The organism is Natrinema thermotolerans (genome assembly GCF_031165565.1).
GTDB lineage: Archaea > Halobacteriota > Halobacteria > Halobacteriales > Natrialbaceae > Natrinema > Natrinema thermotolerans.
The window spans coordinates 1,420,023-1,445,671 of the sequence record NZ_CP101873.1; the positions used below are offsets into that span (position 1 = coordinate 1,420,023).

29 protein-coding genes are annotated in these 25,649 nt (G+C 67.5%); 13 read left to right on the forward strand and 16 right to left on the reverse strand.

Annotation, left to right across the window (positions count from 1 at the left end):
• Positions 1-22: 22 nt before the first annotated feature.
• A complete protein-coding gene (locus tag NP511_RS07305) occupies positions 23-232 on the reverse strand; it encodes a hypothetical protein (protein ID WP_006650080.1) in 210 nt (69 codons plus the stop codon).
• 113 nt (positions 233-345) lie between these two features.
• Between NP511_RS07305 and trpC the strand changes: the two genes are divergently transcribed.
• The 4 genes from trpC to NP511_RS07325 are packed head-to-tail and all read left to right on the forward strand — an operon-like array spanning position 346 to position 4,206.
• A complete protein-coding gene (trpC, locus tag NP511_RS07310; protein ID WP_049965012.1) occupies positions 346-1,137 on the forward strand; it encodes an indole-3-glycerol phosphate synthase in 792 nt (263 codons plus the stop codon).
• Between the two features lie 25 nt (positions 1,138-1,162).
• Positions 1,163-2,482 (forward strand): tryptophan synthase subunit beta, encoded by a 1,320-nt coding sequence (gene trpB / locus NP511_RS07315; RefSeq protein WP_049965013.1) that lies wholly within the window; start codon positions 1,163-1,165, stop codon positions 2,480-2,482.
• Positions 2,479-3,387, forward strand: coding sequence for a tryptophan synthase subunit alpha (gene trpA, locus NP511_RS07320; protein ID WP_006650077.1), 909 nt, complete (start codon positions 2,479-2,481; stop codon positions 3,385-3,387). The genes trpB and trpA overlap by 4 nt, the downstream gene beginning before the upstream one ends.
• A gap of 24 nt (positions 3,388-3,411) precedes the next feature.
• Entirely contained in the window at positions 3,412-4,206 is a 795-nt protein-coding gene (locus NP511_RS07325) for a 2-amino-3,7-dideoxy-D-threo-hept-6-ulosonate synthase (RefSeq protein WP_006650076.1), read from the forward strand.
• Between the two features lie 48 nt (positions 4,207-4,254).
• Here NP511_RS07325 and NP511_RS07330 read toward each other — a convergent pair whose 3' ends face one another.
• Positions 4,255-5,205, reverse strand: coding sequence for a cation diffusion facilitator family transporter (locus tag NP511_RS07330; RefSeq protein ID WP_049965014.1), 951 nt, complete (start codon positions 5,203-5,205; stop codon positions 4,255-4,257).
• A gap of 183 nt (positions 5,206-5,388) precedes the next feature.
• Between NP511_RS07330 and NP511_RS07335 the strand changes: the two genes are divergently transcribed.
• The gene (locus NP511_RS07335; RefSeq protein WP_049965015.1) at positions 5,389-5,991 is read left to right on the forward strand and encodes a poly-gamma-glutamate hydrolase family protein; all 603 of its coding nucleotides are present in this window, start codon (positions 5,389-5,391) and stop codon (positions 5,989-5,991) included.
• 15 nt (positions 5,992-6,006) lie between these two features.
• Here NP511_RS07335 and NP511_RS07340 read toward each other — a convergent pair whose 3' ends face one another.
• Positions 6,007-6,954 carry a phosphorylase family protein gene (locus NP511_RS07340; protein ID WP_049965016.1) on the reverse strand — a complete coding sequence of 316 codons (948 nt, stop codon included), beginning with the start codon at positions 6,952-6,954 and terminating at the stop codon, positions 6,007-6,009.
• Positions 6,955-7,033: 79 nt separating this feature from the next.
• On the opposite strand from NP511_RS07340, the gene NP511_RS07345 reads away from it, so the two are divergent.
• Both NP511_RS07345 and NP511_RS07350 read left to right on the forward strand, forming a co-directional pair.
• A complete protein-coding gene (locus NP511_RS07345; RefSeq protein WP_049965017.1) occupies positions 7,034-7,606 on the forward strand; it encodes a SprT family zinc-dependent metalloprotease in 573 nt (190 codons plus the stop codon).
• 75 nt (positions 7,607-7,681) lie between these two features.
• The gene (locus tag NP511_RS07350) at positions 7,682-8,215 is read left to right on the forward strand and encodes a hypothetical protein (RefSeq protein WP_006650071.1); all 534 of its coding nucleotides are present in this window, start codon (positions 7,682-7,684) and stop codon (positions 8,213-8,215) included.
• Positions 8,216-8,218: 3 nt separating this feature from the next.
• On the opposite strand, the gene NP511_RS07355 is transcribed toward NP511_RS07350, so the two are convergent.
• Positions 8,219-8,890, reverse strand: coding sequence for an HAD family hydrolase (locus tag NP511_RS07355; protein ID WP_049965018.1), 672 nt, complete (start codon positions 8,888-8,890; stop codon positions 8,219-8,221).
• Between the two features lie 346 nt (positions 8,891-9,236).
• On the opposite strand from NP511_RS07355, the gene NP511_RS07360 reads away from it, so the two are divergent.
• Positions 9,237-10,091, forward strand: a complete 855-nt coding sequence (locus tag NP511_RS07360; protein ID WP_049965019.1) for an HFX_2341 family transcriptional regulator domain-containing protein — start codon at positions 9,237-9,239, stop codon at positions 10,089-10,091.
• 37 nt (positions 10,092-10,128) lie between these two features.
• Here NP511_RS07360 and NP511_RS07365 read toward each other — a convergent pair whose 3' ends face one another.
• Complete coding sequence (locus NP511_RS07365; protein ID WP_049965020.1) at positions 10,129-10,731, reverse strand: hypothetical protein; 603 nt, start codon at positions 10,729-10,731, stop codon at positions 10,129-10,131.
• A 211-nt stretch (positions 10,732-10,942) separates the two neighbouring features.
• Here NP511_RS07365 and NP511_RS07370 point away from each other — a divergent pair, with 211 nt between their 5' ends.
• Both NP511_RS07370 and NP511_RS07375 read left to right on the forward strand, forming a co-directional pair.
• Positions 10,943-12,148: a 3-dehydroquinate synthase II gene (locus NP511_RS07370; protein ID WP_006650067.1), complete on the forward strand. Its 1,206-nt coding sequence runs from the start codon at positions 10,943-10,945 to the stop codon at positions 12,146-12,148.
• A gap of 215 nt (positions 12,149-12,363) precedes the next feature.
• Positions 12,364-13,611, forward strand: a complete 1,248-nt coding sequence (locus NP511_RS07375) for an NADH dehydrogenase (protein ID WP_049965021.1) — start codon at positions 12,364-12,366, stop codon at positions 13,609-13,611.
• A 2-nt stretch (positions 13,612-13,613) separates the two neighbouring features.
• Here the strand turns inward: NP511_RS07375 and NP511_RS07380 are convergent, their stop codons facing one another.
• From NP511_RS07380 to NP511_RS07395, 4 genes are all read right to left on the reverse strand, one after another.
• Positions 13,614-13,775, reverse strand: coding sequence for a DUF7331 family protein (locus NP511_RS07380; protein WP_162834888.1), 162 nt, complete (start codon positions 13,773-13,775; stop codon positions 13,614-13,616).
• A 144-nt stretch (positions 13,776-13,919) separates the two neighbouring features.
• Positions 13,920-14,354, reverse strand: coding sequence for a zinc ribbon domain-containing protein (locus NP511_RS07385; protein ID WP_006182557.1), 435 nt, complete (start codon positions 14,352-14,354; stop codon positions 13,920-13,922).
• Positions 14,355-14,409: 55 nt separating this feature from the next.
• Positions 14,410-15,090, reverse strand: a complete 681-nt coding sequence (locus tag NP511_RS07390; protein WP_049965022.1) for a type I 3-dehydroquinate dehydratase — start codon at positions 15,088-15,090, stop codon at positions 14,410-14,412.
• Positions 15,091-15,151: 61 nt separating this feature from the next.
• Positions 15,152-16,132, reverse strand: coding sequence for a transcription initiation factor IIB (locus NP511_RS07395; protein WP_006182559.1), 981 nt, complete (start codon positions 16,130-16,132; stop codon positions 15,152-15,154).
• 215 nt (positions 16,133-16,347) lie between these two features.
• Here NP511_RS07395 and yjjX point away from each other — a divergent pair, with 215 nt between their 5' ends.
• The 3 genes from yjjX to NP511_RS07410 all read left to right on the forward strand — a co-directional run bounded on the left by yjjX (position 16,348) and on the right by NP511_RS07410 (position 18,101).
• Positions 16,348-16,872: an inosine/xanthosine triphosphatase gene (yjjX, locus tag NP511_RS07400; RefSeq protein ID WP_006650063.1), complete on the forward strand. Its 525-nt coding sequence runs from the start codon at positions 16,348-16,350 to the stop codon at positions 16,870-16,872.
• Positions 16,873-17,116: 244 nt separating this feature from the next.
• Positions 17,117-17,338, forward strand: a complete 222-nt coding sequence (locus NP511_RS07405; RefSeq protein WP_006182561.1) for a DUF7123 family protein — start codon at positions 17,117-17,119, stop codon at positions 17,336-17,338.
• 103 nt (positions 17,339-17,441) lie between these two features.
• On the forward strand, positions 17,442-18,101 hold the full coding sequence (locus tag NP511_RS07410) for an HAD family hydrolase (protein WP_049965023.1): 660 nt from the start codon (positions 17,442-17,444) through the stop codon (positions 18,099-18,101).
• 7 nt (positions 18,102-18,108) lie between these two features.
• Here the strand turns inward: NP511_RS07410 and NP511_RS07415 are convergent, their stop codons facing one another.
• From NP511_RS07415 to metG, 7 genes are all read right to left on the reverse strand, one after another.
• Entirely contained in the window at positions 18,109-18,738 is a 630-nt protein-coding gene (locus tag NP511_RS07415; protein WP_006650061.1) for a winged helix-turn-helix transcriptional regulator, read from the reverse strand.
• A 116-nt stretch (positions 18,739-18,854) separates the two neighbouring features.
• Positions 18,855-20,039 (reverse strand): SPFH domain-containing protein, encoded by a 1,185-nt coding sequence (locus NP511_RS07420; protein ID WP_006650060.1) that lies wholly within the window; start codon positions 20,037-20,039, stop codon positions 18,855-18,857.
• Positions 20,040-20,110: 71 nt separating this feature from the next.
• Positions 20,111-20,752 (reverse strand): NfeD family protein, encoded by a 642-nt coding sequence (locus NP511_RS07425; protein WP_006650059.1) that lies wholly within the window; start codon positions 20,750-20,752, stop codon positions 20,111-20,113.
• A 103-nt stretch (positions 20,753-20,855) separates the two neighbouring features.
• Complete coding sequence (locus NP511_RS07430; RefSeq protein WP_049965024.1) at positions 20,856-21,227, reverse strand: DUF7312 domain-containing protein; 372 nt, start codon at positions 21,225-21,227, stop codon at positions 20,856-20,858.
• A 130-nt stretch (positions 21,228-21,357) separates the two neighbouring features.
• Positions 21,358-23,115, reverse strand: a complete 1,758-nt coding sequence (gene pyk / locus NP511_RS07435; RefSeq protein WP_049965025.1) for a pyruvate kinase — start codon at positions 23,113-23,115, stop codon at positions 21,358-21,360.
• A gap of 120 nt (positions 23,116-23,235) precedes the next feature.
• The gene (locus tag NP511_RS07440) at positions 23,236-23,406 is read right to left on the reverse strand and encodes a hypothetical protein (protein ID WP_158413751.1); all 171 of its coding nucleotides are present in this window, start codon (positions 23,404-23,406) and stop codon (positions 23,236-23,238) included.
• Positions 23,407-23,529: 123 nt separating this feature from the next.
• Positions 23,530-25,626: a methionine--tRNA ligase gene (gene metG / locus NP511_RS07445; RefSeq protein WP_049965098.1), complete on the reverse strand. Its 2,097-nt coding sequence runs from the start codon at positions 25,624-25,626 to the stop codon at positions 23,530-23,532.
• Positions 25,627-25,649: the final 23 nt, after the last annotated feature.

Consider the following 25,649-nt stretch of genomic DNA (forward strand, 5'->3'; position numbering starts at 1 on the left):
GGGACCGCGACACCGTGGTCGGTCAGACGCCGGTACGCGTCCAGTCCTCGTCGTCGCCGCTCCGTTCGAACCGAGCCCCCTGACCGCACTCGGGACAGCCGAACTGACGGTACTCGATCTCGCTGCCGAGCAGCGGGACCGTGGTTTCGGTCCCCTCGGCACGGAGTTCCATCTCGCGGCCACAGCGCGAGCAGGTCGGCGGATCCAGTGTGGGTTCGTTCTCGACGGACATACGGAACCCAGTCTAGAGTTAGCACGGGTCACACTTTAGCCGTTCGCTGCGACCGCCGGCCCCGTGAGGATGACGCAAGCCTTATGTACATATGAGTACGTCGATGTACAATAATGGACTCCGATACCGAACTCGCCCCGGCAGTCCGATCGATCCTCGAGGCCGCTCGGGCCCGGTCGGGCGGGGAGGGCGTCGTCGACGTCGATGCGCGCTCGCTTCCCGACGCGCTGGCGGCGGCCGAGGCCGACGGGCGGGTCCCAGTGATCGCGGAGGTGAAACCGACGAGTCCGACGGCCGCGGGGACCCGCGCCGACGACCCGGTCGAACTCGCGCAGGCGATGGTCGCGGGCGGCGCGGCGGCGATCTCGGTCCTCACGGAGCCGACCCACTTCGACGGGTCGCCCGAGGCGCTGACCCGGGTCCGCGAGGCCGTCGACGTCCCCGTGTTGCGCAAGGACTTCGTCCTCGAGGAGGACGGGATGGACGTCGTCGAGGCCGACCTGCTCCTGCTGATCGCGCGGTTCGTCGACGACCTCGAGGGGCTGGTCGCTGCGGCCCGCGAGCGGGGGTTCCAGCCGCTCGTGGAGGTCCACGACCGAGCGGAACTCGAGTGGGCCATCGATGCGGGCGCGGAGATCGTCGGCGTGAACAACCGGGATCTGGCGCGGCTCAAGGTGGAACTGGAAACCTTCGAGTCGGTCGCACCCGAGGTACCGGACGACGTGACGCTGATCGCCGAGAGCGGGATCTCGTCGCCGGCCGACGTGCGGCGGATGCGCGAGGCAGGTGCCGACGCCCTGTTGGTCGGCAGCGCGATCATGGACCACGGGACGGGCGACAGCGACGTCACCGAGAACACGCGGCGGCTCACGCGGGCGGAACCGACAGCGGGAGACTCCACATGAGCGACCACGACGACACTATTCAGACATGAGTACAGAACACGACCACGACGACGGCGACGCCGGACGGACGGGTACCTTCGGCGACTACGGCGGGCAGTACGTCCCCGAAGCGTTGATGCCGGCCTTACAGGAACTCGAGGACGCCTACGAGCGGTACGTCCTGGAAAACGAGGACGGCTTCATGGACGAGTTCCGCGAGCGGATGCACGATTTCGGCGGGCGGCCGACGCCGCTCCAGCGCGCGGACCGGCTGAGCGACCGCTACGACCGCGAGGTCTATCTCAAGCGTGAGGACCTGCTCCACGGCGGGGCCCACAAGCTCAACAACGCGCTCGGGCAGGTCCTGCTCGCGAAGTACATGGGCAAAGAGCGGATCATCGCCGAAACCGGCGCGGGCCAACACGGCACCGCGACGGCGATGGCCGCGGCCCACCTGGACATGCCCTGCGAGATCTACATGGGCCGAACTGACGTCAACCGCCAGCGTCCGAACGTCTACCGGATGCGGATGAACGGGGCCGAGGTCAACCCCGTCGAGGCCGGTAGCGCCACTCTGAAGGAGGCGATCAACGAGACGATGCGCGACTGGGCGACGACCGTCGAGCGGACCCACTACGTCATCGGCTCCGTGGTGGGCCCCCATCCGTTCCCGCAGATGGTCCGGGACTTCCAGGCGGTCATCGGGGACGAGATCCGCGAGCAGATCCGGGAGAAAGCGGGGCGACTGCCAGACAGCGTCGTCGCCTGCGCCGGCGGCGGCTCGAACACGATGGGCACCTTCCACGCGTTCGTGCCGGACTGCGCGGAGCCACGCTCCGCGGATGAATCGAGCGGCGAGGGAAGCGAGCCGCGAGAGCACGTCGACTTATACGCCGTCGAGGCCGGTGGCTCGAGCCTCGAGATCGACGAGGAAGAGGGGATGGCCCCCAACTCCGCGACGCTCTCGACCGGCACCGACGGCGTCCTCCACGGCGCGATGACGAAGCTCCTGCAGGCCGGCGACGGCCAGATCGTCGAATCCCACAGCGTCAGCGCGGGGCTTGACTACGCCGGCGTCGGGCCCGAACTCTCACATCTCGTCGAGACCGGGCGCGTGACGCCCGCGAACGTCGACGACGAGGCCGCGCTCAACGGCTTCCACCGACTCTCGCGGCTCGAGGGGATCATCCCCGCGCTCGAGTCGAGTCACGCGCTGGGGTATCTAGAGGAGTCCGCCGACGAACTCGGCGACCTCGTCGTCGTCAACGTCTCGGGACGTGGCGACAAGGACCTCGAGACCGTCCTCGAGGAGACCGAGAAACGGGATCTCGAGGCCGCACCGGACGTGGAGGTGTTCGACGGATGAGCGAGTACGACAGCGAAGTCGAGGCCGCCATCCGCGAGAACCACCCCGCGCTGATCACCTACATCACCGCGGGCGACCCCTCGCTGGCCGATACCAAGGACTACGTCGAAGCGCTCGATCGGGGCGGCTCGGACCTGATCGAACTCGGGCTGCCGTTCTCGGAGCCGATCGCAGAGGGTCGGACGATTCAGGACGCCATCAACCGCGCGCTGGCGGCCGGGACGACCCCCGAGGGCTTTTTCGAACTGGTCGACGACCTCGAGACCGAGGCGCCGCTGCTGGTGATGACCTACTACAACATGATCCTCCAGTACGGGGACAGCGAGGCGCCACGCGCCTCGGAAGAAGCGAGCGGGCAACGCCCGCGAGCCAAGCCGGACGTTCGTCCGTTCGTCGAACGGGCCGCCGAGGCCGGCCTCTCGGGGATCATCGTCCCCGACCTGCCCGCCGAGGAGGCCGAGCCGCTGCGACGGGCCTGCGACGACAACGGACTCGACCTCGTCTTCATCATCGCGCCGACGACCGAGGGCGAGCGCCTGGATCGAATCATGTCCCACGTGTCGGGCTTTGCCTACGTCCAGGCCCGACTCGGGACGACGGGTGCGCGCGAGAACGTCTCAGGCGCGACCCACGAGAGCCTCGAGCGCCTCTCCGAGTACGACGTTCCGAAGGCAGTCGGGTTCGGCGTCAGTAAGGGCGACCACGCCGCGGAGATCGTCGAGGCCGGGGCCGACGGCGTCATCGTCGGCAGCGCGCTGGTCGACATCGTAGCCTCGAGCGACACGCCCGAGGCGGCGGTGGACCGACTCGAGGCGAAGGCCCGCGAACTCAAGCGAGGCGCGCGCAGCGGCGCGGAAACCGTCACGATCGATCCGGAAGATGCACCGGAACCAGAACAGCCATAACCGCTAGCTTGCTACACTCCCGCAATGACTACAGGAATCGACGCACGACTCGATCGAATCGGGACGGACGACTCGTACGTGATCGTCCCAATGGACCACGGCATCACAATGGGTGCCGTCCAGGGACTGAAAGACATCGAATCGACGATCGACGGGGTAACCAGCGGCGGTGCCGACGCCGTCCTCACGCAGAAGGGGATCGCGCCCCGCGTTCACGAGAACAAGAACGGGAAGGGCTACATCGTCCATCTCAACGGCTCGACGACGATCGGGCCGGACGAGCAGGACAAGCGACTGACCGGCACCGTCGAGGAAGCGGTTCGGGTCGGTGCCGACGCCGTCTCCTTCCACATCAACGTCGGCTCGAATCACGAGCCCGATCAGATCAACCAGCTCTCGGAGGTCACCGAGCGGGCCCGTCAGCTCGGGATGCCGGTCCTGGCGATGGCCTACGCCCGCGGCCCCGGCGTCGACTCGACGGACCCCGAAGCGCTGGGACACGCGGTTCGCCTCGCCGAGGAACTCGGTGCTGATATCGTCAAGACGGGATACAGCGGCGACGCCGAGAGCTTCCAGCACGTCGTCGAATCGACGCGACTGCCGGTCATCATCGCCGGCGGCTCGAAGGGGAGCGACCGCGAGACGATCGAGATGGTCCGCGGCACGATGGACGCCGGCGGCGCTGGCATCTCCATGGGTCGCTCGATTTTCCAGCACGAGGACCCCGAAGCCATCGCCCGGGCCGTCGCGGGCGTCGTCCACGACGATCTCTCGGTCGACGACGCACTGGCCGAAGCGGGGCTGGCGCTCGAGGCCTGATTCTCGACTCCCGTTCGCTCCGTTGGTCGACGCCGTCCGGTTGCCGGCTCAGTGACAGTGCGTGTTCAGATGCACGTCCCGGTCGGCATAGCGCGGACTCAGTTCGACGGTGGCGTGATCGACGCCGTGGCCGGCGAGTTCGTCGTGGGCCCGCCCGACGACGGCCTCCGCCTCGGCCATCGTCTCGACGCCGGTTTCGACGTGGACCGTTGCGACCGTAATTTGACTGCAGATCTGCCACGCGTGGACATCGTCGACGCGGTCGACGCCGTCGATTGCCTCGAGGTGGGCCCGAATCTCACCGAGATCCAGCGGCGTCTCGAGGAAGAAGATCGCGCCGCTGCCTCGCAGGACCCGGACCGCCGACCACGCGACCACGGCCGCGATCAACCCCGCGGTAATGGGGTCGACGACGCGGATCCCGGTGACTTCGATCACGAGGACGGAGACGATGACGGCGATCGAGCCGCCGGCGTCGCCGAGCAAGTGATAGAACGCCCCCCTTTCGTTGAGGCTCATCGCGTCGTCGTGGAGGATGAAGACCGAGCCGACGTTGACCAACAGGCCGCCGACGGCGATGGCGATCGTCGGGCCGGTCCCGATGGCAACCGGTTCGAGGAAGCGCTGATACGATTCCCAGAGGATGAATCCGACCATCGGGAGGAGGAGCAGGCCGTTCAGGAAGGCCGCGAACGGCTCGAGGCGGTGGAGGCCGTAAGACCAGCGCTCGTCGTCGCCGTACCCCTCGGCGACGCGGGCGGCGGCGAAAGCCATCACGTACGCCAGCGCGTCGAACAGCATGTGGACGGCGTCGCTGATGAGCGCGACGGAGCCGAAGGCCAGCCCGCCAGCGAGTTCGACGAGGAAGCCGACGACGTTGATCACCGAGACGGCGGCGAGTTTTCGGCTGCTCGTGGTGTCGTCACCGTGGCCGTGATCGTGGTCGTGACCCGCGTGTGAACTCGAGTCACGAGCGCGGGTCGACTCGTTGTGACCCATCGTGGATCGATCTCGCGGGCGGAGACTTATTAAATCGGCTGCTACAAAACGGCGTTTCTACAGCAATCAGTAGCAAAGATCTCCGAGAGATTTAATACTCGGCCGTGACCGATCGCTCTCCGGCGAGCCCGGTCTCAGCTACCGTGCCAAGAGTTACCCCGGCAACCGTCGTAGTCCGCGTCCGTGTCGGAACCGACGCTCACGACACGGCCCGTCGCACGGAGCGCAACGGGCCACTGTACGGAACTCCTGTACGACGACGGCACGAACGACGACGTGCTGGTCTGTGCGGCCCACGGCGGCGGGGTCGAACCCGGCACTGGAGGGCAGGCTCTCGAACTCGCGACCCGGTTGTCCGACGCGAGCTGTTGGGCGTGTCTCGGCTACGACGAGGACGACGCGTTCGAGGCGTGGCATCCGCCCTCGTCGGCCATCGACCCGGCCGACTACCCGCTGTTGTCGGCGATCGCCGACCGCGGCTTCGAGACCGTCATCAGCCTCCACGGGCTCGCCGACGATCGGGTCGTCGTCGGCGGCGGGGTCGATGCCGCGATCAAGCGACGCGTGTGCCACCGCCTCGAGCGCGTTGTCTCCACCCCAGTCGAGGCGGTGTCGGACGGTCCCTACGCCGGCGTCAGTCCGAACAACTTCGTCAACTGGCTCGCCGACGGGGACCGGGGCGGGCTCCAGCTCGAGCAGGGGCCCGTGGTCCGCGACGGCGAGCGCGAGGCGGTCATCGACGCGCTCGAGACCGTCATCGAAAACGGCGGCTGCCGGCCGGTCTGAGTCGGGCGTGTCGCGTCAGCCGTCGAGTCCGAGCGGGTCCGCGGCGACGAGGTCGTCGACGACCGCACCGGCGGCGCGGGCGGCGTTGTCGATCGCCAGCTCGCGGCTCGCATCGGTGCCGTCGAAGCTCTCGGCGGCCGACTGACCGGGGGCCGGCCGGTCGTAGTTGGCCACCGCCCGCACGCTCAGGTAGCGCTCGAGCCGGTCGAACCGCTCGAGGGCGGTCGCCGTCGCTGCATCCTCCATCTGGGTCGCGAGGAACGGAGCGACGCCGTACGCCTCACAGAGCCACGCGACCTCGCGGGCGCGCTCGCGACCGTGCCAGAACTCGTCGCCGCAGACGCTGGTCCCTGTCTCGACGGTCGGGCCCGCCGCCGGCGCGTCGGGATACTGCCGCTGGGACGCCCGGACGGCGGCGTCCGATCGCAGGTCGACGCTCGCGGCGACCGACTGCGCGCGCTCGACGAGTCGCGGCTCGAGGCGGTGGACGTAGTCGCGGGGCCGATACGCGAGGAGATCGAGCCGGTCCGCCGGGTCGTCGGCCGCGGGGCTCGCATCGGCGTCCCCGCGGTCCCAGCGGTGTTTGCGGTCCCAGTCGACGATCGCGTCGGCGACGACGACCGAGCCGAGCGCGGTCCGGGCGGGCGGGCCGCCGGCGATCCCCGTCGAGACGACGTAGGCCGACGAGAGGTCGACGCCGGGGGCCGCAAGCAGGGCGGTGACGGTCGTCGCGGCGTCGCTCTTGCCGATCCCGGTCGTCGTGACGGCGACGCCGTCCTCGGCCACGTACAGCGGCGTGTCCGTCCCCGGGACCGCCACGGCGTCGGTGATCTCGGCGCGCTCGAGCCACGGACGACGTTCGGTAAGCGGCGGGTCGGCGACGGCCGGCAGCACGAGCGCGGACGGTCGGACGGGTGTGTCGGGGTCGGGGGTACGGGGCGTCGGGAGATCGCGGTCGCTCATTTGGTTCGACTCGGTTCCGGCGGCGCAAGTATCCCGCCGTTCCGGAAGGATTTCGGCCTCGCCGTTCCTCGATCGGTCCGTGACCGACGACGCGGATCTCACGCTCGCCGACGAGATCCTCGCCCGCGCGCGGATCCACGCCCGCGTGGTCGTCGACGAGTACGACCTGCCGGTCGCGCTCGAGGCACTCGAGTGGGCGGTCTCGACGCGGGCCAAACGGCGGGCGGGCGCGTGTCGATGGGACGCAGAGACCGAAACGGCGACGATCGTACTGGCGCGGCGGGCCTACGAGGCCTACGAGTGGCCCGCCTTCGCGGAGATCGTCAGGCACGAACTCGTCCACGCCTGGGAGTTCCAGCAGTTCGGCGAGTCTGGTCACGGGCCGCGGTTTCGCGAGCGGGCCGCCGCGCTCGAGGCGCCACGGCACTGCGAGGAGTTCGCCGACCCGCGCTACGTCCTGCGGTGTCTCGAGCCGGAGTGTGACTGGCACGCGAAGCGCCATCGGGCATCGAAGCCGGTCAAATCGCCCGGCGGCTACCAGTGTGGGGCCTGCGGTGGGTCCTACGAGGTCGAACACGTCGCCAGCGGTCGGACGTGGACGACCGCCGGCGGCTACGGCGGCGCGAAAGCGGCGCTGAGCGAGGAGTGGTAGGAGGGCCGCTCGAGCGGGGAACCGAACCGGTGCGAGCGCGGAAGGCTTATTCGACTCACACTACCTGTTTCGAGTATGGGAATACTCGATCTCATGCTGGGCAGTCCGGGCGAGGGCGAACAGGGCGTCGCGGCCAAGTCGTACACGCTGCCGAAAGAGACCCACGAGTTCGTCTACCCCGTCGCGGTCCGGCGCGCGGAGGTCGAGGCCTTCGCGGAGCTACTTGCGGCCGAGGCCGACGCCCCGGCGCTCGAGGGCGGCACCGAGGACGTCCAGGCGGTTCTCGACGGGATGATCGAAGAGGGCGCGGTCGACGCCGAAGAACTGACCGAACGGATGCAGGGGCCCCGCGGCGAGGTCGAGCCCGTGATCGATGACTGGCAGGCGCGACTCGAGGGCGACATCGGCGTGGTCTACGCCCGGCCGGGCACCTACGAGAACCTGCTGGCGTTCGTGAAGTTCTGTAAACGACGCGACGACGATACGAGCGACGAGTTCACCGTTCCGGAGAACTTCGCCGACGCGGCCGCCCTGCTCAAGCGCCTCGAGACGGGGACCGACACCCAGTACCGGGCCGTGATCCATACTGACCTCCTGCCCGACGAGTAGCGGTCAGACGATCGTGTCAAAGGCCTCGAGCGAGGCGAGTTCGTAGGTCGGCTCGTGATCGCGCGGACCGTCGGCGTCGGTCGCCAGCCACGCCGAGTCCAGCCCCATCGCGTTGGCGCCGGCGATATCGGCATGGAGGGAGTCGCCGACGTGGATCGCCGCGTCCGGTCCGACGTCGAGTTCGGCCAGCGCGCGTTCGAAGGGGGCCGCGTGCGGTTTCGGGTGGATCCCAGCACTTGGCTCCGTGAAGACACGGACGTCGAACGCGTCCGCAATGTCCAGCGCCCGCAGTTTCCGCGTTTGTGTCTCCCGACCGCCGTTCGTGATGAGTCCGACCCGACCCCGTTCGCGGGCGGACTCGAGGGCCGCCTTCGCGCCCGGGCGGAACTCGACGGCGGTCGGATCCCGCGCCGCGAGGTACTCGGCGGCGAGTCGCGGGGCGACGGTAGTGTCGACGCCCGCTCGCGTCGCCACTTCGGTAAAGAGGTTGTCGTAGAACTCACGGTCGGTCTCGGCGGTCGGCAGGTCCGGGACCGCAGCGCGCAGGTCCGCCGGCGTACAGAACGGCTCGCGGCCAGCCCGCCGGCAGGCCGACTCGAGCAGGGCCTCGGCGTCCTGCGTCGAGGTACAGAGGGTGTGATCGAGATCGAAACAGATCGCGTCGTAGGCGGCCATTCGAGTGCATGTAGGGGCTGGGGCGTTCTGAACGTTTCGCCGACTATCGTCTCGTGTGTGAACCGGTTCAGCGGCGACTGTAGATCGCGTCTCTGCGAACCGTCTCGGTACCGCGAATACGTTCTGAAAGCCCCGACCGCGCTCGCGGGCTGCGACTCGCTGCGCGCTTCGCTCACCCCGTTCGCTCCAGTGCTTCCGTCGTCTCGCCTCGCGACCCCGGTCGCCCCTTTCAGTCCCACCCGAACGGTGGGGAGGTCGGGAGCCGAAACGCAGCGATCGTCGAGGGTTCGACTCGAGCCTACCGTCGATCCGTAGCAGTTATTTTTACTGACGAGTCCCACACCGTATGGATGTCGTCAAGCGAGTCCACGTCGTCCCGCTGGGCTACGAGTTCGACCGGATCCTCGAACCGATCCGGGACCAGCGGGCGGATCTGGTCTACCTGCTCGAGGACGAGGGGGGCGACGGGCGGCGACCGAGCGGGACGGACCGCGGCGTCGAGGAGCGAAACGCGACGGCGACGGCCGACTATCACGAGGAACTCCGCGCGGAACTTGAGGCGATCGTCCCCGAGGTCCGGACCCGAGAGTGTGACCTGACGGACGTCTACGCCGTCCTCGGGGACGTGACGACGATCGCAGATGTCCACGCCGAGGACCAGGTGTACGTCAACGTCTCCGGCGCGGGGACGATCCCGGCGATCGGCGCGACCATCGCGTGTATGGACGTCTCGACGGACGCTCACGCCTACTACGTCGAGCCCGCCGAGTACGCCCACGACGGAACAACCGAGCCGGTCTCGTTCGGCCTCGACGAAATCGAGGAGATCCCGACCTACCCCATCGAGTCGCCGACCCGCGACCAGGTCGCGATCATGGAGTTCCTCGCCGAGCCGAGCGCGTGGGAGGGCTTTCACGACGACCGGACCGCTCCACCGAAGAAGAAAGACCTCATCGAGTACGCACGGGATCGGGAACTCGCGTTCATGGCCGATCGACGCTCGCCCGACGAGCGGGCCGGCGAGGACAAGGGGGCCTTCCGCGTCCTCGACAGTCACGTCCTCGAGCCCCTCTCGGAGGACGGCTACGTCACGATCGAGTCGGTCGGCCGCCGCCGTGTCGTCGAACTAACCGAGCGCGGCGAGAACGCCTACCGGGCGTTCCGGCACAAGCTCATGGACGAGGGCGGCGATCGACGGTAGTCGGAGGGAGGGGGCGTCAGCGGGGGTCGGGGGCGGTTCAGTTCTCGTCGGTTTCGCCGTCGTCCTCGTGGACGAGCGCGTACAGCCGCGGCCCCAGCCGGGCGAACGCGAGATCAGCCTCGAGGCGCTCGACGTGGGCCCGCAGCGCCGCCGGATCGAGTCCCGGGTGTTCGTAGTCGGTGCTGGGGTCGAGATGCCAGCGCGCGCGAGCGAGGAGGGCGGGCGCGGCGTGGGCGAGGCGCGAACCCGGAAGCTCGGGGCCAGCGTTACGGTCGCGTTCGACGGCGGTCTGGACCTCTCGGGCCACGAGAAGCGCGCGACGCAGCGAGCGGATCTCGTCGGCGTCGGCGGGCGACCCGAGATGCGATGCCAGCAACTCATCGGCGGCGACGACCCGCTCCGGGTCGACATCGAACGCGGCGGCGATCTCGTCGCGATCGGGTTCGCCGGCGTCGGTCCGGCGGGCGGCGAGTCGAACCGCGCCGAGGACGGCGGCGGTCCGATCGTACGCCAGCGTCGCCAGCTCGCCGGCGTGGTCGAACGCCGCGCGGGCGACCGCGATAGCAGAGTCCACCTCGAGTCGGCGGACGGCACAGTCGATCGACGGTGCGGCTTCGGCCTCGAGGTGTCGCTGACCCATACTCGAACGCTCTCCCGGACATGTATTATCAGCTATCCTGAAAGTATTGTTACTATCATTACTATCGCAGGTGTCGAGGTAATTGGTACGAAACAGAATATCATCACGGCGAATCGATCGCGAGCGGTCGAGTCGGCGGGGAATCACCGACCGAACCGACGCCCCTGCCCGATCCGCCACGTTCAAGCCGGTTCCCTTCGAGAGTCGATTCATGACGCGAGCTGTCTGGGTGAAAGCCGACGATGCCGTCGGCGACTGGGACGACCGCCGGGCGCGGATCACCGCCGCGCTCGAGGCGGGTGCAGACTGGGTACTGGTCGACGAGGACGACGTGGAGCGCGTCCGCGAACTCGGCGAGATCAACGTCGCGGCGTTTCGGACCGACGGGGACGTGACGCTGGTCGACGACATCGATGACGCCGAAGCCGACGACGGCGATACGGACGAGTCGGCCGCATCGCAGGCGGACGCGATCGTCGTCGGCAAGAACGGCGAGGGCGACGCGACGATCGACCTGCCGGAGGACTTCGCGGGCTCGGCCGACCTCTCGACGCTGCGCCGGGACGGCGACTTCCAGCGGGGTGCATACGTCCGCATCCTCGGCAAGGAGTACGAACGGTTCGCCGAGACCGCCGCCGAGGAGGCCGACCACACCATCGTCGTCGGCGAGGACTGGACGATCATCCCCCTCGAGAACCTGATCGCCCGGATCGGCGAGGAGACGAACCTGATCGCGGGCGTCACCAGCGCCGAGGAGGCCAAGACGGCCTTCGAGACGCTCGAGATCGGCTCCGACGCCGTCCTGCTGGATTCGGACGATCCCGACGAGATCCGCGAGACCGTCGAGGTCCGCGACGAGGCCGCCCGTGAGAGCCTCGATCTGACCACCGCCGAAGTCCTCGAGGTCGAACGGGCCGGCAGCGCGGACCGGGTCTGTATCGATACCGGCAGCCTGCTCGAACACGACGAGGGGATGCTCGTCGGCTCGATGAGCCGCGGGCTGGTCTTCGTCCACGCCGAGACGGCCGAATCGCCCTACGTCGCCTCGCGGCCGTTCCGGGTCAACGCCGGCGCGGTCCACGCCTACGTTCGCACGCCCGACGGCGGGACGAAGTACCTCTCGGAACTGCAAAGCGGCGACGAGGTCCAGGTCGTCGACACCGACGGCAACACCCGCGAGGCCATCGTCGGCCGGGTCAAGATCGAACAGCGACCGATGTTCCGGATCGCCCTCGAGACCGCTGAGGGCGACCGCGTCGAGACCCTGCTCCAGAACGCCGAGACGATCAAGGTCGCCGCCGACGAGGGCCGCAAGGCAGTAACCGACCTCGAGGCCGGCGACGAGATCCTGCTGTACTACGAGGACACGGCCCGACACTTCGGCGAGGCCGTCGAGGAGAGTATCATCGAAAAATAGCGGGTTTCCTCGACCCGTCGGTTCGCCCTCATAGTTAATTGGTAACATAGGGCACGAAGATGTCACGGCGGATCGAACGCCGCCGATCGACCCACGGAAACCCGGACTATCATCGGACCTGATATCGACTCGGCCGCTAACGGATCGTTTTTCGATCGCGTCACGGAAACGGTATACACTATCTATGGTAGCTGGCCCCACACCAATAACACGCTATGAGCGTCACTCGAGAGAAAGTCAGCGCGGTCGAACCGCCGGCGTTCGCGGTGACGCTGCGAAACGCCGGACTGGCGGGGGCCGGCGGTGCCGGGTTCCCGACCTACGCCAAGTGGGACCGGCTCGAGGAGGTCGATTCGCTGCTGGTCAACCACCAGGAGAGCGAGCCCAACTACTACATGGACAAGTGGCTGGGTCGCGAGCGGGCCGACGAACTGGCGGCGCTGTTCGACGGCCTGCTCGATCGAGCGTTCGATCGGATCGTCGTCGCCGCCAAGCGGACCGACCGCGAGGCATGGCTGGGCGACCTCGAGGCGGCGACCGAGGCGACGGTCTACGAGCCCGGCGACCTGCCGATCGACGGGACCGAAACGGGCGTCGTGATCGCCTACACCGCCGACAAATACGAGTTCGGCATGGAGACCGTCCTCATGCGGATCGTTGCGGGCGTCGTCATGGCGGGCGACGAACTGCCCATGGACCACGGCTGGATCGTCCAGAACACCGAAACGCTCGCGAACGTCGCTCGAGCGCTGGTCGACGGCGAGCCGATGACCGAGAAGTTCGTCCACGTCGACGGCCGCGTCCCCACTCACCGGTTCCTCCGGGTCCCGGTCGGGACGCCCGCGACCGACCTCCTCGAGGCCGCGGGGAGAGCCGACGAGTTGGGGGCAAACGAGGTCGTCCTCGACGGTGGGCCGGGCTGGTGCTTCGAAATCGAGCGCCCGCCGGACGAGTTCGGCGTCCGAAAGCGGACGAACTGTCTGCTCGTCATGGCGGACTCGGTCGTCGAGGAGAACCGCCTCGGGAGCGGCGGCCGGATCAACGTCCTCGCGTCGGCGGCCTGGTCGGAATCGAGCCACGAGACGGCCCCGACGGCCCGGCTCGAGCCGGAACGCGTCGTCGTACCGTTGCTGACGAACCCCGCCTTCGAGGGTGTGGTGACGCCCAGCGAGCCGATCGTTCGGGCCGGCGACGAGGTCGAACCGGGCGAGCTGATCGCCCGTCCGGGCGACGGGATCAGCACCGCCCAGCACGCCCCGATCGACGGCACGGTTACCGGCGTCGCGGATCGGTCCGTGACGATCGAGCGCGACGAGGCGTCGGCGGCCGGAACGGCCGGCGCGGAGCCGGCCGATCCACACCGGATCTACTGGTCCTGGTGTCGCGAGTGCGGCCGGTACCTTCCGGAGCCACAGCTCGAGGCGGTCAGTCCAACCGAGTTCGTCTGTAGCCAGTGTCGTTGACGCTATCGAACGCAGGGGCGAACGACCGTCGATCGAACCCACGCCGCGGGGTTCCGTCGATCGACGATGACCCGCTCGTTGCCGTCCCGGTAGCTCGCGTACCGTTCGCGTTCGATGTCGGCCGTCCCACTGTCGTCGGTACGTCGTGTTCCGTCACTTCGCATTCGAAGTCACTCCCGCCGGCCCGCGGGGCCGACGACGATGGCCGTGGTATCCGACGCGGAGACAAAAGGGCTCCGTGGAAGTACTACTAGCGTGGGTATATGCCGCCGACAGTGATCGGTCGGATCGGTCCGAACGAGGGGGCGTCAGGAGTGGGTCGGCTCTTCGTCGGCGGCGGGCTCGAGCCGGGTCGTACACCAGTGACAGAACTCGAGGTCCTCGTCGACTTCCTTCCCGCATTCGGGACAGGTCGCGCCGTCCCCGCCGGTATCGCTGCCCGGAGGGAACCCGAGTGCGCGGAAGGTCGCGTCGATCGCGGCGAAGAGACCGATAAACGAGAGCAGGAACTGGGTCATCGCGTCGGTCTCCTCGGCCATGATGTCCGCGTACGCGTTGATATCGCCGACGCTCGTCATCGGCCCAGCGGCGGTGAGCTGTTCGATCGGCAGGAAGATCGCACTCGCCGAGATGAAGAGGCCGGCGAAGACGGCGGCGCGAAGCCAGTCCCGGATCACGAGATGGCCCGCACCCGGCAGGAGTATCGAGAGGCCGGCCGCGAGAAGCGCACGGAACCATGTCATTGTGTGTTGGGGTCGTAGGGGACCCCGACCCTTAACATTCCGATTTCGCTCGTTTTCACTCGAGCCGACCGACCAGCTCCGCGAGCGTCTCGAGGTCGTACTGCCCGGGCGCAGTCGCCTCTGCGGGATCGACGGGTGCATAACCGATCTTCGACCCATAGACCGGCGCGACGGCACGCGTGTGGCTCCCGACCTCGCCCATCGCCATCGTCGCGACGGCGTCCCCGTGGGCGGTCAGTTGCTCGGTCGCCGACAGCAGCGCCAGGGTGTCCGCCGTCGACTCCGCGGTCACTGCCAGCTTCGCGACGTCGGCGTACTTGCCCGCTTCGGTCAGCGTCCGTACCAACTCCGTGCGGGGTGGCGTCCCCTCGAAATCGTGGGCCGAGGCGACGATCGAGACGTCGCGGTCGCGGGCCGTCTCGAGCAGCCCCTCGGCCCCACCCTCGAGGATCGACGCGAGTTCGACGTCGATCGCGTCGACGCCCGCGAGCGCGGTCGCTTCGGCAAGCGTCTCGAGTCGGTCCTCGTCGGTTCCGGCCCACTCGCCGCCTTCCCACGCGGCGCGGTTGGTCGCGAGGATCGGGAGGTCGCCGTCATAGGCCTCGAGGGCGGCGAGGGGGTCGTCGGCCAGATCCATCCGGAACTCGATCGCGTCGGCGTGGTCACGGGCCGCGGGCTCGTCGGCGAGGTCGGCCGTCGACGCCGCGAGAACGAACGAATCGAATCGAAGGCTCATTGCTACGCAGTGCGGACGAGAGCGGGGAAAACGGTATCGTTTCGGCGAACGTCGCCGCGAGTTAGGCCAGGCCGATAGTCTCCTCGGCCTCGAGGAGTTCGTGGTAGCGGTTCCGAATCGTGACTTCGGAGATGTCGGCGACATCGGAGACGGCGGCCTGCGTGGTCTTCTCGTTGGTCAGGAGTGCGGCGGCATAGACTGCTGCCGCGGCGAGGCCGACCGGCGACTTACCGCTGTGGACGCCCTTCTCCTTGGCGTTCTGGAGCAGGCTCCGCGCGCGGTGTTCGGCTTCGTCGGAGAGTTCCAGTCCGGAAGCAAAGCGGGGCACGTAGCTCTCGGGATCGGCCGGCTGGACCTCGAGGCCGAGTTCCCGAACCACGTAGCGGTAGGTGCGTGCGATCTCGTTTTTCTCGACGCGGGAGACGTCGGCGATCTCGTCGAGACTTCGGGGGACGCCGGCCTGCCGGGCGGCGGCGTAGACACAGGCCGTCGAGACGCCCTCGATCGAGCGACCGGGGAGCAGGTCCTCGTCGAGTGCACGTCGGTAGATGACCGACGCCGTCTCGCGGACGTTCGTCGGGAGGCCGAGTGCAGACGCCATGCGGTCGATCTCGCCGAGGGCCTGTTTCAGGTTGCGCTCCTTGGAGTCACGAGTTCGGAAGCGCTCGTTCCACTTGCGCAGGCGCTGCATCTTCTCGCGCTGGCGCGAGCCAAGCGAGTTGCCGTAGGCGTCTTTGTTGCGCCAGTCGATGTTCGTCGAGAGCCCCTTGTCGTGCATCGTGTTCGTCGTGGGCGCACCCACGCGGGACTTCTCGTTCTTCTCGGCGGCGTCGAACGCGCGCCACTCGGGACCGCGGTCGACGGAGTCCTCCTCGACGACCAGTCCACAGTCCTCACAGACCGTTTCGCCGTGTTCGTCGTCGACGACGAGATTGCCCGCACACTCCGGACAGACGAGATCCTCCTCTTCCGTTTCGGTTTCCGTTTCGTTCGTTTCGGGTTCGCTACGTCGTACTCTCGTGTTCGATGGTGCGTTAGTCATATCGCGAATGCTCCCGGCCGAACCGATCGTAAAAGCCCGGGCGGAGTCGTTACCTCCCACGTTCAGACACTCGAGGGTTAAGGGTTTCGAAATCCCAACCGCACATCCCCCGAAAACGGGTAATTCGGGCAAAAGAGCATGATAGATAGGCGGAGTAAAACTGCGAACGCGAGCGGAAACACAGCCCCCAAATCGGCCCCGCTCGAACGGCCGATATGGAGATCGCAGTCGGGAGTACGAACCCGGTCAAGATCGACGCGGTCGAACGGACCGTCGAGCGAGACGAAGCGACCGTCCGCCCGGTCGCCGTCGACTCCGGCGTGAGCGAACAGCCCCGATCGGTCGCGGAGACGGTCACGGGTGCGGAGAACCGTGCCCGACGGGCGCTCGAGGCGACCGGGGCCGACTACGGCGTCGGCCTCGAGGGCGGGGTCGCGCGACTCGAGGGAACACCGGGCCTCTCGCTGATCATGTGGGGCGCGGTCACCGACGGCGATCGATTGGAACGTGGTGCCGGTCCGACGATCCGCCTTCCGGACGACGTCGCGGCGCGACTCGAGGACGGCCGGGAGTTGGGGCCGGTGATGGACGAACTGCTCGGCACCGAGGGACTCGCCGAAGGGGCAGGCGCGGTCGGCGTCTTCACGGATCGGCTCACCGACCGGACGGCGGCGCTCGGGCAGGCGGTTGCATGTTCGTTTGGCCCGTTCCTAACGAACTATTACGACGCCGACAGCTGACCGTCACCGGCACCGACTCGCCGGTTTCACGGCCCGACAGCCGGGCGATTCCGCCGATCGGAAACGGACACGTACAGATGACAGTCGCCAGCAAATATATATTAACCTCGTGTACCAACGAAAGCTTTCGACGGCAGTATACATCGATTACCGACCACAAAAATCGCAGGACGGCGGCGGGTTAACTGCACGTACCAAACCCCCTAAGGGTGTACCTGCCATCCCATCGTGTATGAGCACTGCAATGGCCCCCGACCTCACGAGCAAACAGCGCCGGATTCTGGAGTACCTTCGGAACAACGCGGCGACGAAGACGTACTTCAAATCCCGTCTGATCGGCCAGGAACTCGGGATGACGGCCAAGGAGGTCGGCTCGAACATTACAGCGCTCCAGGAGGGCGACTACGACGTCGAGATCGAAAAGTGGGGGTACTCCTCGAGTACCACCTGGAAGGTCGACATCTGAGACGGAACCGACCAAGGGGCTCATTTCGCTGCCGTTTGTCGATCGTTTCACGAGCCCCGCGGCTGCCGAACCCTCTTTTCGCTCGCTCCCCTAGCAGCACCGAATGACGACGACGGTACTGTTCGACATGGACGGGATCGTTCTCGAGGGACCGCGCACCGACCCGCAGGTGTACGCCGACGCCGCTGACGCGGCCGTAGCCGATCTCGAGGTCGATCCGTCGCCGGCACAGCGCGAGGACTTCAGGCGACACGACGCCGAGCGGATCAGGACCCACTGCGAGGAGTTGGGGGTCGATCCCGACCGTTTCTGGGAGTTGAAAGAGCGCTACGCCTCGCGGGGCACCCACGATCGGCTCCGTGCCGGCGAGCGTGGGATCTACGACGACGTCGCGACGATCCGGGACCTCGCCGACCGGACGACGGTGGGGCTCGTAACCAACAACCGTCACGAGACCGCCGCGTTCGTCGCCGACTACGTCGGGATCGACTTCGACGTCGTCCGCGGACGGGACCCCACGTTCGAGGGGTACGAGCGGCGCAAGCCCGACCCCGACTACATCGAGGACGCGCTGGCCACCCTCGGGGTCGCGGAAGGTGTCTACGTCGGCGACTCCCACAAAGACGTCGCCGCGGGGCAGGCAGCGGGCCTCGAGACGGTCTACGTGCGACGGGACCACAACCGCGATCACGAACGGCCGCCGAACGCGACCGTCGAACTCGAGGGATTGACGGGGCTCCCGGCGGCGCTCGAGTCGCTGTAAGAACGAATTATTCGGCGTCGTCGCCCTGATACGCTAGATAGCCGTCGGCGTTCCGGGCCAGCGTCCGCGCCCGGTCGCCGAAGGAGTCGGCGTGGCGAACGACCAGCACCAGCACCGTCTCGGGGCGTTCGACGGCGTAGCCGTCCGCCCGCGAGAGCAGGCCCGCCTCCTCGAGTTCGCCGGCGTACTTGCTGACCGTGGGTGCGGAGACCTCGAGTGCGTCCGCGAGATCGGCGGCCGTCGCCGACGGCGTCAAGAGGAGTTCGATCAGCATACCACGTGGGGTCTCCCGCCGAAGGTAGCCAAGCGCCCGCTTTTCGAACTCGTCGAACCGGCCGGCGGTGACGTAGCGCTTGTAGTCGCCGTCGCGGTAGCGTTCGATCGCGCCGGCGTCCTCGAGCCGGCGGAGGTGGTGTTGGGTCTCGCCGGTCCCCAGCTGGAGGTCGTCGCGGATCTTCGAGAAGTGGGCACCGGGCGTCGTCGAGAGATAGCCCGCGATCGCGTCGCGCGCGTCGCTTTCGCCCGTTTCAGCCGCCGCTGTGTCGGCGCGACCGACGAGCGGGGAGGCAGCACCGAGGGCAGCGAATCGGCGCAGGGTCGCTCGTTTCTCGTCGTCGACCCCGTCGGGCTTCGTCATGTCTATCTACGGTCCACAACGGTTCGACCCGTAAAACAGGTTTCGCTCCGTCCTGTTTTCCGATAGTGACCGGTTACTGGACGGCTGCGTCGGCAAAAGAGCGCGGGGCGGGCCGATCAGTCGCTGGACGAGGGGTCGTCGCCGGCCTCGTCGCTCGGCACGCCGGTCCCACCGTCGGTCTGGCCCTGGAAGTCCTGATCCATCTGTTCGATGACCTCGTCGGGATCCGAGATATCCGCCGTGTCCTGGCCTTCCTTGATCGCCTGGGCCTCCTGTTCCATCGCCTCGACGTCCATCTCGGCCTCCTGGTCGATCTCGCCGATGATCTCGGCGATGTCGTCCAGGCCGATCAGTTCGCGCGTCTCGTCGTCGAACTCGCGGCTCTCGAGTTCCTGACCGTCCGCCTCGACGTCGCTGCCCGAGAGATGCTTGCCGTAGCGCCCGACCAGCGAGGTGAGTTCCTGGGGCATGACGAACGTCGTCGACTCGCCCTGGCCGATCTCGCCGAGCGTCTCCATTCCTTTGTCGATGATGGCGCGCTCGCCCATCGATTCGGCCGAGCGGGCTCGCAGCACGGTCGAAATGGAGTCACCCTGTGCCTCCAGGATCTGGCTCTGCTTTTCACCCTGGGCGCGGATGATCTCGCTCTGTTTGTCACCTTCGGCCTTCTCGACGGCACTGCGGCGTTCACCCTGTGCCTCGAGGATCATGGCACGGCGTTTCCGTTCGGCGGAGGTCTGTTGCTCCATCGCGCGCTGGACGTCCTTCGAGGGGTTGACCTCGCGGACCTCGACCGATTCGACGCGGATCCCCCACTCGTCGGTGGGTTCGTCGAGTTCCTGGCGGATGCGGGCGTTGATCTCCTGGCGCTTGTTCAGCGTGTCGTCGAGTTCCATGTCACCCAGCACGGCACGCAGCGTCGTCTGGGCGAGGTTCGAGACGGCCCGTTTGTAGTCGTCGACCTGCAGGAACGCCTTCTTGGCGTCCATCACCTTGATGTAGACGACGGCGTCGGCGGTCACGGGCGAGTTGTCGCGCGTGATCGCTTCCTGCCGGGGCACGTCCAGCGTCTGGGTTCGCATGTCGAACGCGTACGTGTTCGAGACGAACGGCGGGACGAAGTTGATCCCCGGCTCGAGCAGTTTTCGGTACTCACCGAAGACGGTTAGCGCGCGTTTCTCGTAGGCGTCGACGATCTCGATCGCGCTCAGCAGCGCGGCGATCACGAGGACGAGCAAGAGGGCTCCGACGAGTAGCAGGGCCCCACCGAGGGCCTGCATCGGAATGAGTTGGACCACCATATCCCCGACTTACGGCGGTGGGGGGAAAAGCGTTCCCTTGTTTCGTCGACATGTCTGCCCCGATCGGGACCTCACCGTTCCGTTTCCGTCTCCGTTTCCGGTTCGGTGTCGTTGGGGTCGACCGCGGCGTCATCGGCCGGTTCGTCGTCGGTCTCCGTGTCGGCCACCGAGGCGGCATCGGCTTCAGCGGCCGCCTCGGTCTCGGCCTGATCGCGTGCGAGCGCGCGGTCGATCTCGTCCTCGCCGATCGCATCGAGGGACTCGACGGTCAGGACGTTCCCACCGCCGGGGTCGATGACGATGATTTCCGACCCCTCCTCGATCCGTCCGTCGGTGGTCCGAGCGCTGTAGTAGGGAGCGAAGCCGCCCTCCTCGAGTTTGACCTCGCCGCTGCGGGTCGTGACCGTCTCGGTGACGTACCCCGTCACGCCGGCCAGCGAGTCCGAGTCGGTCGTCCTGGCAGTACCTTTGCCGCCGTAGAAGTCGAACTCGCGGTAGACGTAGGCGGCCGCGGCACCGATAAGCAGCGTCAACAGGGCCAACACGAGGACGTTCGCGAAGGGCGAGAACAACACACCGAGCAGCCCGGCACCGACGAGCGCGACGCCGATGACGATGAGATGTGCGCCGGGAGACACCGCCTCGAGGACCATCAACACGAGTCCCGCGACTAGGAGCAAGAGCGGCACGTTCCCCGCGAGGGATTCCACCATATCCGGGGCTAAGGTCTCGCCCCGATTAAATGTTTACCGCGGTCGTCGAGTGATTTTATCGCTCCGGCCACGACCTCGCGCTCCCGCCGGCGGCGAGAGCGCCTCACCCGAGCGGAATCATCACGAGACGAACGAGGACCAACACCATCGCGATCGCCCCTAACAGGACGAACAGCGCGCTTTCCAGTTCCGGCTCCCCGGGCTCGATGGGCGTCTCGTTCGGCTCCGGCGCGTACTCCTCATCGTCGTCCACGTCGGCCGCGTCATCGCTCGAGTCCGAGAGGTCGAGCGGGATGCGGTCGTCATCGTCGACGCGCTCGTCCCGAACGGAATCGTCTCGGTCCGCGTCGCCGCTCCGGTCGGCGACGCCCCAGCCCTCGCCCGAGTCGGTCCGGGTCGCGTCGGGCCCCGTAACCGACCGCTCGGTCCGGTCGTCGTCGGCGTCGTCTCGCGTCCCGGACGGTTCGTCTGCCATGGCTGATCGTAACGGATCCGCCGTCAAAAACCCGTGGTCCGAGCGCGGGGCGGACGGCCCGTTGTACGGGATCACCGGTCCAACCCCGATGTCCTGCAGTTACACCGGGAAATCGGTCCAACAGTCGGTCTCAGGGGCGCTCGGGACGACCCCCGATATCGCCGCCGTAGACGACGCCGCGCTCGGCGTCGACGGTGACCGTCTCGCCGGCCGACAGCGCCGCCACGTCCGCGTCGCTGATCATCGGCACGCCCAGTTCGCGGGCGATCATCGCCGGATAACCGGTCATCCCCCGCTGGGCGTTGACGATCCCGCCGATCCGGTCCGTCTCGCTCGAGAACTCCGCGTCGAAGTCGGCCGACAGCGCGAGGATCGCTCCCTCGGGGACTCCCGAGAGATCGCCGTCGGTGGCGTGAACGATCGGCCCGGTCGCCCTGCCCTCGACGACCACCTGGCCGGTCGTCAGCGCGTCGGCCGCGACGTGGACCTTCAACATGTTCGTCGTGTTCGCCCCCTCGAGTTCGGTCATCATGCCACAGAGGACGACGACGGTGTCCCCGCTTTCGGCGATGCCGGCGTCTAACGCGGCCTGAACGGCCTTCTCGACGACGGCGTCGGCACCCTGATCCGAGACGGAGGCATACAGCGGCGTCACGCCCCAGGTCAGCGCGAGCTGGCGACGCACCGCCTGACTCGGCGTCGAGGCGACGACGGGTACGCCCGGACGATACTTCGCCGTCTTGAGTGCGGTGTAGCCGGACTCGGTCGCGGCGACGACCGCGTCCGCGTCGATATCCCGGGCCAGAAAGCGGGCCGAACGAGCCAGCGCGTCCGTCCGCGCCTCGCCCGCGGCCGGGACCCGTTGCTCGAACAGTTCGGCGTGTTCCACGGAGCCCTCGACTTCGCGGACGATGCTGTCCATCGCGTCGACGACGGCGACGGGGTGGTCACCGATCGCGGTCTCGGCCGACAGCATGACCGCGTCGGTGCCGTCGAGGACGGCGTTGGCGACGTCGGAGGCCTCCGCGCGGGTGGGTCGGCGAGCCGTCACCATCGAGTCGAGCATCTCCGTCGCCGTGATGACCGGTCGCCCCGCCTCGCGGCATTTCCGGATGATCCGCTTTTGGATCATCGGGACGTCCTCCATCGGACACTCGACGCCGAGGTCGCCGCGGGCGACCATCACGCCGTAGGCGGCGTCGATGATCTCGTCCAAGTTCTCGACCGCGCCTGCTCGCTCGATCTTCGCGATGACCGGAATGTCGGCTCCGGCCGCCTCGAGTACCTCGTCGACCTCGTAGACGTCGTCGGCGTCCCGGACGAAACTCGCGGCAACGAAGTCCACCTCCTTTGCGGCGGCCAGCTCGAGATCCTTTCGGTCGGACTCGGTGACGACGTCGAGGTCGAGTTCGACGCCGGGGACGTTGACCCCCTTGCGGCCGCCGAGGTCGCCGCCGGTATCGACGCGGGCTCGGACGCCCTCGCCCTCGGTTTCGAGGACGGTTGCCTCGATCAACCCGTCGTCGAGCAGGATCCGATCGCCGGGCTCGACGGCGTCGATCGACAGCGAGAGCCCGACGGTCTCTGGCGTCGCCGTCTCGCCTTCGACGAAGCGGATCTCCGAGCCCGTCTCGAGCGTCACTGTCTCCCCCTCGGGCAGGGGCGCGGTCCGGATCTCGGGGCCCTGCATGTCGAGCATGACTGCGACGGGCTCGGTGCGCTCCTCGTCGACCGCGCGGACCCGGTCGATCAATGCGGCGCGGTCCTCGCGGCTCCCGTGGCTCGCGTTCAGCCGCGCGACCGACATCCCCGCCTCGGCCAACTCCCGGATCGTTTCCCGGTCGTTCGACGCCGGTCCCAGCGTACAGACGATCTTCGCGTTTCTCATGTCGGGGGCTAACGCCAGGTGGCGTAAAAACCGGTCGCTTACTCGCCTTCGAGTACCAGTTTCGTCGAGACGCCGTCACCCGCCGCGCCGCCCCTCGAGCGGCGGGCCCGGATCGGACCGTTACCAGAGGCCGGCGAGGTTGCCAAGCGCCATGAGCGAAAACAGCGAGAGGGCGATCACGACGAGCGCCCTGGCTTCCGCCGATCCGCAAGCGGCGGGAAGTCCCGCGAGCCAGTTCGACTCCACGTCTCGACCGACGACCCCTCGAGCGCGCCCGTCACTCTGTGACATATGAGAACGTATTGCATCTAACCACATAGCTGTATTTGAGGCGGGTTGACAGATACTACCGAGACGGGGGTGTCGAACGGTCACCGTGCGACCGCCCGGATCGCCCCCGCTCGAGCGAGCCGTCTACTTGATCTTCTCGCCGACCGCGGCGTCGCCGTGGGTCGTCAGCAGGTCGGCCTCCTCGCCCGCGGCGAGGATCATCCCGTTGGACTCGACGCCGAACAGTTCGGCTTTCTCCATGTTCGCGAGCAGGACACATTTCTCGCCCGGCAGCTCGTCGAGATCGTGCAGTTGCTTGATCCCCGCGACGATCTGTCGGGTCTCGAAACCGATGTCGACCTCGAGGCGCGCGAGGTCGTCCGCGCCCTCGATCCCTTCGGCGGATTCGATCCGGCCGACCCGGACGTCCAGTTCCTGAAAGTCCTCGAACCCGATCCGCTCGTCGACCAGCGGCTCGAGATCATCGGTGTCACTCATACCGTCGGCTTCCGCGTCGGTGCTTTCGTCGCTTTCGGTTTCCTCGTCGTCATCGTCCGAGGCGGCCGCGACGCGTTCCTCGAGCTTTTCAGTCAGTTCGTCGACGCGGTCGTCCTCGATCTTCTCGAAGAGTTCGCCGGGCTCGTCGAAGTCCCGTGGCGGAGCCTCGAGCGCGTCCTCGAGGTGGGCGTCGGCGATATCGCCGTCCTCGCCGATCTGTGCCCAGAGGGCCTGGGCCTTGTCGGGGGTGATCGGTTCGAGCAGGACGGCGACGGCCTTGGCGATCTGGACGCAGTCGCGGATGACCTGCGTCGCGTCCTCGCTCTCGGCGTCGAGCTTCCAGGGCTCGTTGCGCTGGATGTACTCGTTGCCGAACTGCGCGAGTTCGGTCGCCGCTCCGCCGACCCCGCGCATGGAGTAGTCGTTGACGTTCTCGCGCACGTCGTCGATCGCGCCCTCGATGCGGTCGCGGACTTCGTCGGAGACGGCCGCATCGGGGGTCCCCTCGTAGTTGCGGTAGGCAAAGAGCAGTGAGCGGTACCAGAAGTTGCCGATAGTCCCGACGAGTTCGCCGTTGACCGTCTCCTGGAAGGCGTCCCAGGAGAAGTCGACGTCCTGTTGGAGCCCGCCGGTCGTCGTCAGATAGTACCGCAGCAGATCGGGGTGGAACCCTTCCTCGAGGTATTCCTTCGCCCAGATCGCCCGGTTGCGACTCGTCGAGAGCCCCTTGCCGTTGATCGTGATGAAGCCGGTCGCGGCGATCCCGCGGGGCTTGTTGTAACCCGCGCCCTCGAGCATCGCCGGCCAGAAGATCGCGTGGTGCTGGATGATGTCCCGGCCGATGACGTGCATGATCTCGCCGTCGCCCTTCCAGACCTGCTCCCAGTCGAACGCGTCTTCCCCGACGCGCTCGGAGTACTGCTTCGAACTCGAGATGTACTCGATCGGCGCGTCGACCCAGACGTAGAGGACGAGGTCGCTCTCGTCCTCGCCCTCGGCGGTCGGGTAATCGATCCCCCAGTCCATATCGCGCGTGATACACCAGTCCTGCAGGCCGTCCTCGATCCACTGCCGGGGCTGGTTACGAGCGTTCGAGGTCCCCTCGAGGCCGTCCAAAAAGTCGGTGAGGAAGTCCGCGAATTCGGAGACCTCGAAGAACTTGTGGGTGCGCTTGCGGTACTCGGCGGGGTTGCCCGTGATCGTACTGGTCGGGTCCTCGACCTCGCCGGGCTCTAAGTGGCGCTGACAGCCCTCGTCGCACTCGTCGCCGCGGGCTTTTGCGCCGCAGTAGGGACAGGTCCCCTCGACGTAGCGGTCGGGGAGGTACTGGTCGGCGTCGGGATCGTAGGCGACCTGGATCTCCTTCTCGTAGATGTAGCCCTCGTCGTCCAGCGTCCGGACGATCTCCTGCGTCGTCTCGACGTTGGTCTCGTCGTGGGTGTGACCGTAGTTGTCGAACTCGACGTTGAACTTCGGGAACGTCTCCTCGTACTGGCGGTGCCAGTCTAACGCGAAGTCCTCGGGGTCGACGCCCTCCTGTTCGGCGTTGACGGCGACCGGGGTGCCGTGCATGTCCGAGCCGCAGACGTAGGCCGTCTCCTGTCCCAGCGTCTCGAGCGCGCGGGAAAAGGCGTCCGCGCCGATATACCCCCGCAGGTGACCGATGTGAAGGTCCCCGTTCGCGTAGGGGAGCCCACAGGTCACGACGGCGGGTTCGTCCGTCGGAAAGTCCTCGTGGCTCATGATCGCCACGTCGCGCTCGCGGG

Coding starts and splice junctions, on each gene's coding strand:
- NP511_RS07420 (WP_006650060.1), bottom strand. CDS start 20,039: ATGGTGGTCCAACTCATTCCGATGCAGGCCCTCGGTGGGGCCCTGCTA.
- NP511_RS07330 (WP_049965014.1), bottom strand. CDS start 5,205: ATGGGTCACAACGAGTCGACCCGCGCTCGTGACTCGAGTTCACACGCG.
- NP511_RS07355 (WP_049965018.1), bottom strand. CDS start 8,890: ATGGCCGCCTACGACGCGATCTGTTTCGATCTCGATCACACCCTCTGT.
- NP511_RS07375 (WP_049965021.1), top strand. CDS start 12,364: ATGAGCGTCACTCGAGAGAAAGTCAGCGCGGTCGAACCGCCGGCGTTC.
- NP511_RS07385 (WP_006182557.1), bottom strand. CDS start 14,354: ATGACATGGTTCCGTGCGCTTCTCGCGGCCGGCCTCTCGATACTCCTG.
- pyk (WP_049965025.1), bottom strand. CDS start 23,115: ATGAGAAACGCGAAGATCGTCTGTACGCTGGGACCGGCGTCGAACGAC.
- trpC (WP_049965012.1), top strand. CDS start 346: ATGGACTCCGATACCGAACTCGCCCCGGCAGTCCGATCGATCCTCGAG.
- NP511_RS07415 (WP_006650061.1), bottom strand. CDS start 18,738: ATGACGAAGCCCGACGGGGTCGACGACGAGAAACGAGCGACCCTGCGC.
- NP511_RS07370 (WP_006650067.1), top strand. CDS start 10,943: ATGACGCGAGCTGTCTGGGTGAAAGCCGACGATGCCGTCGGCGACTGG.
- metG (WP_049965098.1), bottom strand. CDS start 25,626: ATGAGCCACGAGGACTTTCCGACGGACGAACCCGCCGTCGTGACCTGT.
- NP511_RS07395 (WP_006182559.1), bottom strand. CDS start 16,132: ATGACTAACGCACCATCGAACACGAGAGTACGACGTAGCGAACCCGAA.
- NP511_RS07390 (WP_049965022.1), bottom strand. CDS start 15,090: ATGAGCCTTCGATTCGATTCGTTCGTTCTCGCGGCGTCGACGGCCGAC.
- trpA (WP_006650077.1), top strand. CDS start 2,479: ATGAGCGAGTACGACAGCGAAGTCGAGGCCGCCATCCGCGAGAACCAC.
- NP511_RS07410 (WP_049965023.1), top strand. CDS start 17,442: ATGACGACGACGGTACTGTTCGACATGGACGGGATCGTTCTCGAGGGA.
- NP511_RS07365 (WP_049965020.1), bottom strand. CDS start 10,731: ATGGGTCAGCGACACCTCGAGGCCGAAGCCGCACCGTCGATCGACTGT.
- NP511_RS07440 (WP_158413751.1), bottom strand. CDS start 23,406: ATGTCACAGAGTGACGGGCGCGCTCGAGGGGTCGTCGGTCGAGACGTG.
- NP511_RS07340 (WP_049965016.1), bottom strand. CDS start 6,954: ATGAGCGACCGCGATCTCCCGACGCCCCGTACCCCCGACCCCGACACA.
- NP511_RS07305 (WP_006650080.1), bottom strand. CDS start 232: ATGTCCGTCGAGAACGAACCCACACTGGATCCGCCGACCTGCTCGCGC.
- NP511_RS07360 (WP_049965019.1), top strand. CDS start 9,237: ATGGATGTCGTCAAGCGAGTCCACGTCGTCCCGCTGGGCTACGAGTTC.
- NP511_RS07380 (WP_162834888.1), bottom strand. CDS start 13,775: ATGCGAAGTGACGGAACACGACGTACCGACGACAGTGGGACGGCCGAC.
- NP511_RS07425 (WP_006650059.1), bottom strand. CDS start 20,752: ATGGTGGAATCCCTCGCGGGGAACGTGCCGCTCTTGCTCCTAGTCGCG.
- NP511_RS07325 (WP_006650076.1), top strand. CDS start 3,412: ATGACTACAGGAATCGACGCACGACTCGATCGAATCGGGACGGACGAC.
- NP511_RS07430 (WP_049965024.1), bottom strand. CDS start 21,227: ATGGCAGACGAACCGTCCGGGACGCGAGACGACGCCGACGACGACCGG.
- NP511_RS07350 (WP_006650071.1), top strand. CDS start 7,682: ATGGGAATACTCGATCTCATGCTGGGCAGTCCGGGCGAGGGCGAACAG.
- NP511_RS07405 (WP_006182561.1), top strand. CDS start 17,117: ATGGCCCCCGACCTCACGAGCAAACAGCGCCGGATTCTGGAGTACCTT.
- trpB (WP_049965013.1), top strand. CDS start 1,163: ATGAGTACAGAACACGACCACGACGACGGCGACGCCGGACGGACGGGT.
- yjjX (WP_006650063.1), top strand. CDS start 16,348: ATGGAGATCGCAGTCGGGAGTACGAACCCGGTCAAGATCGACGCGGTC.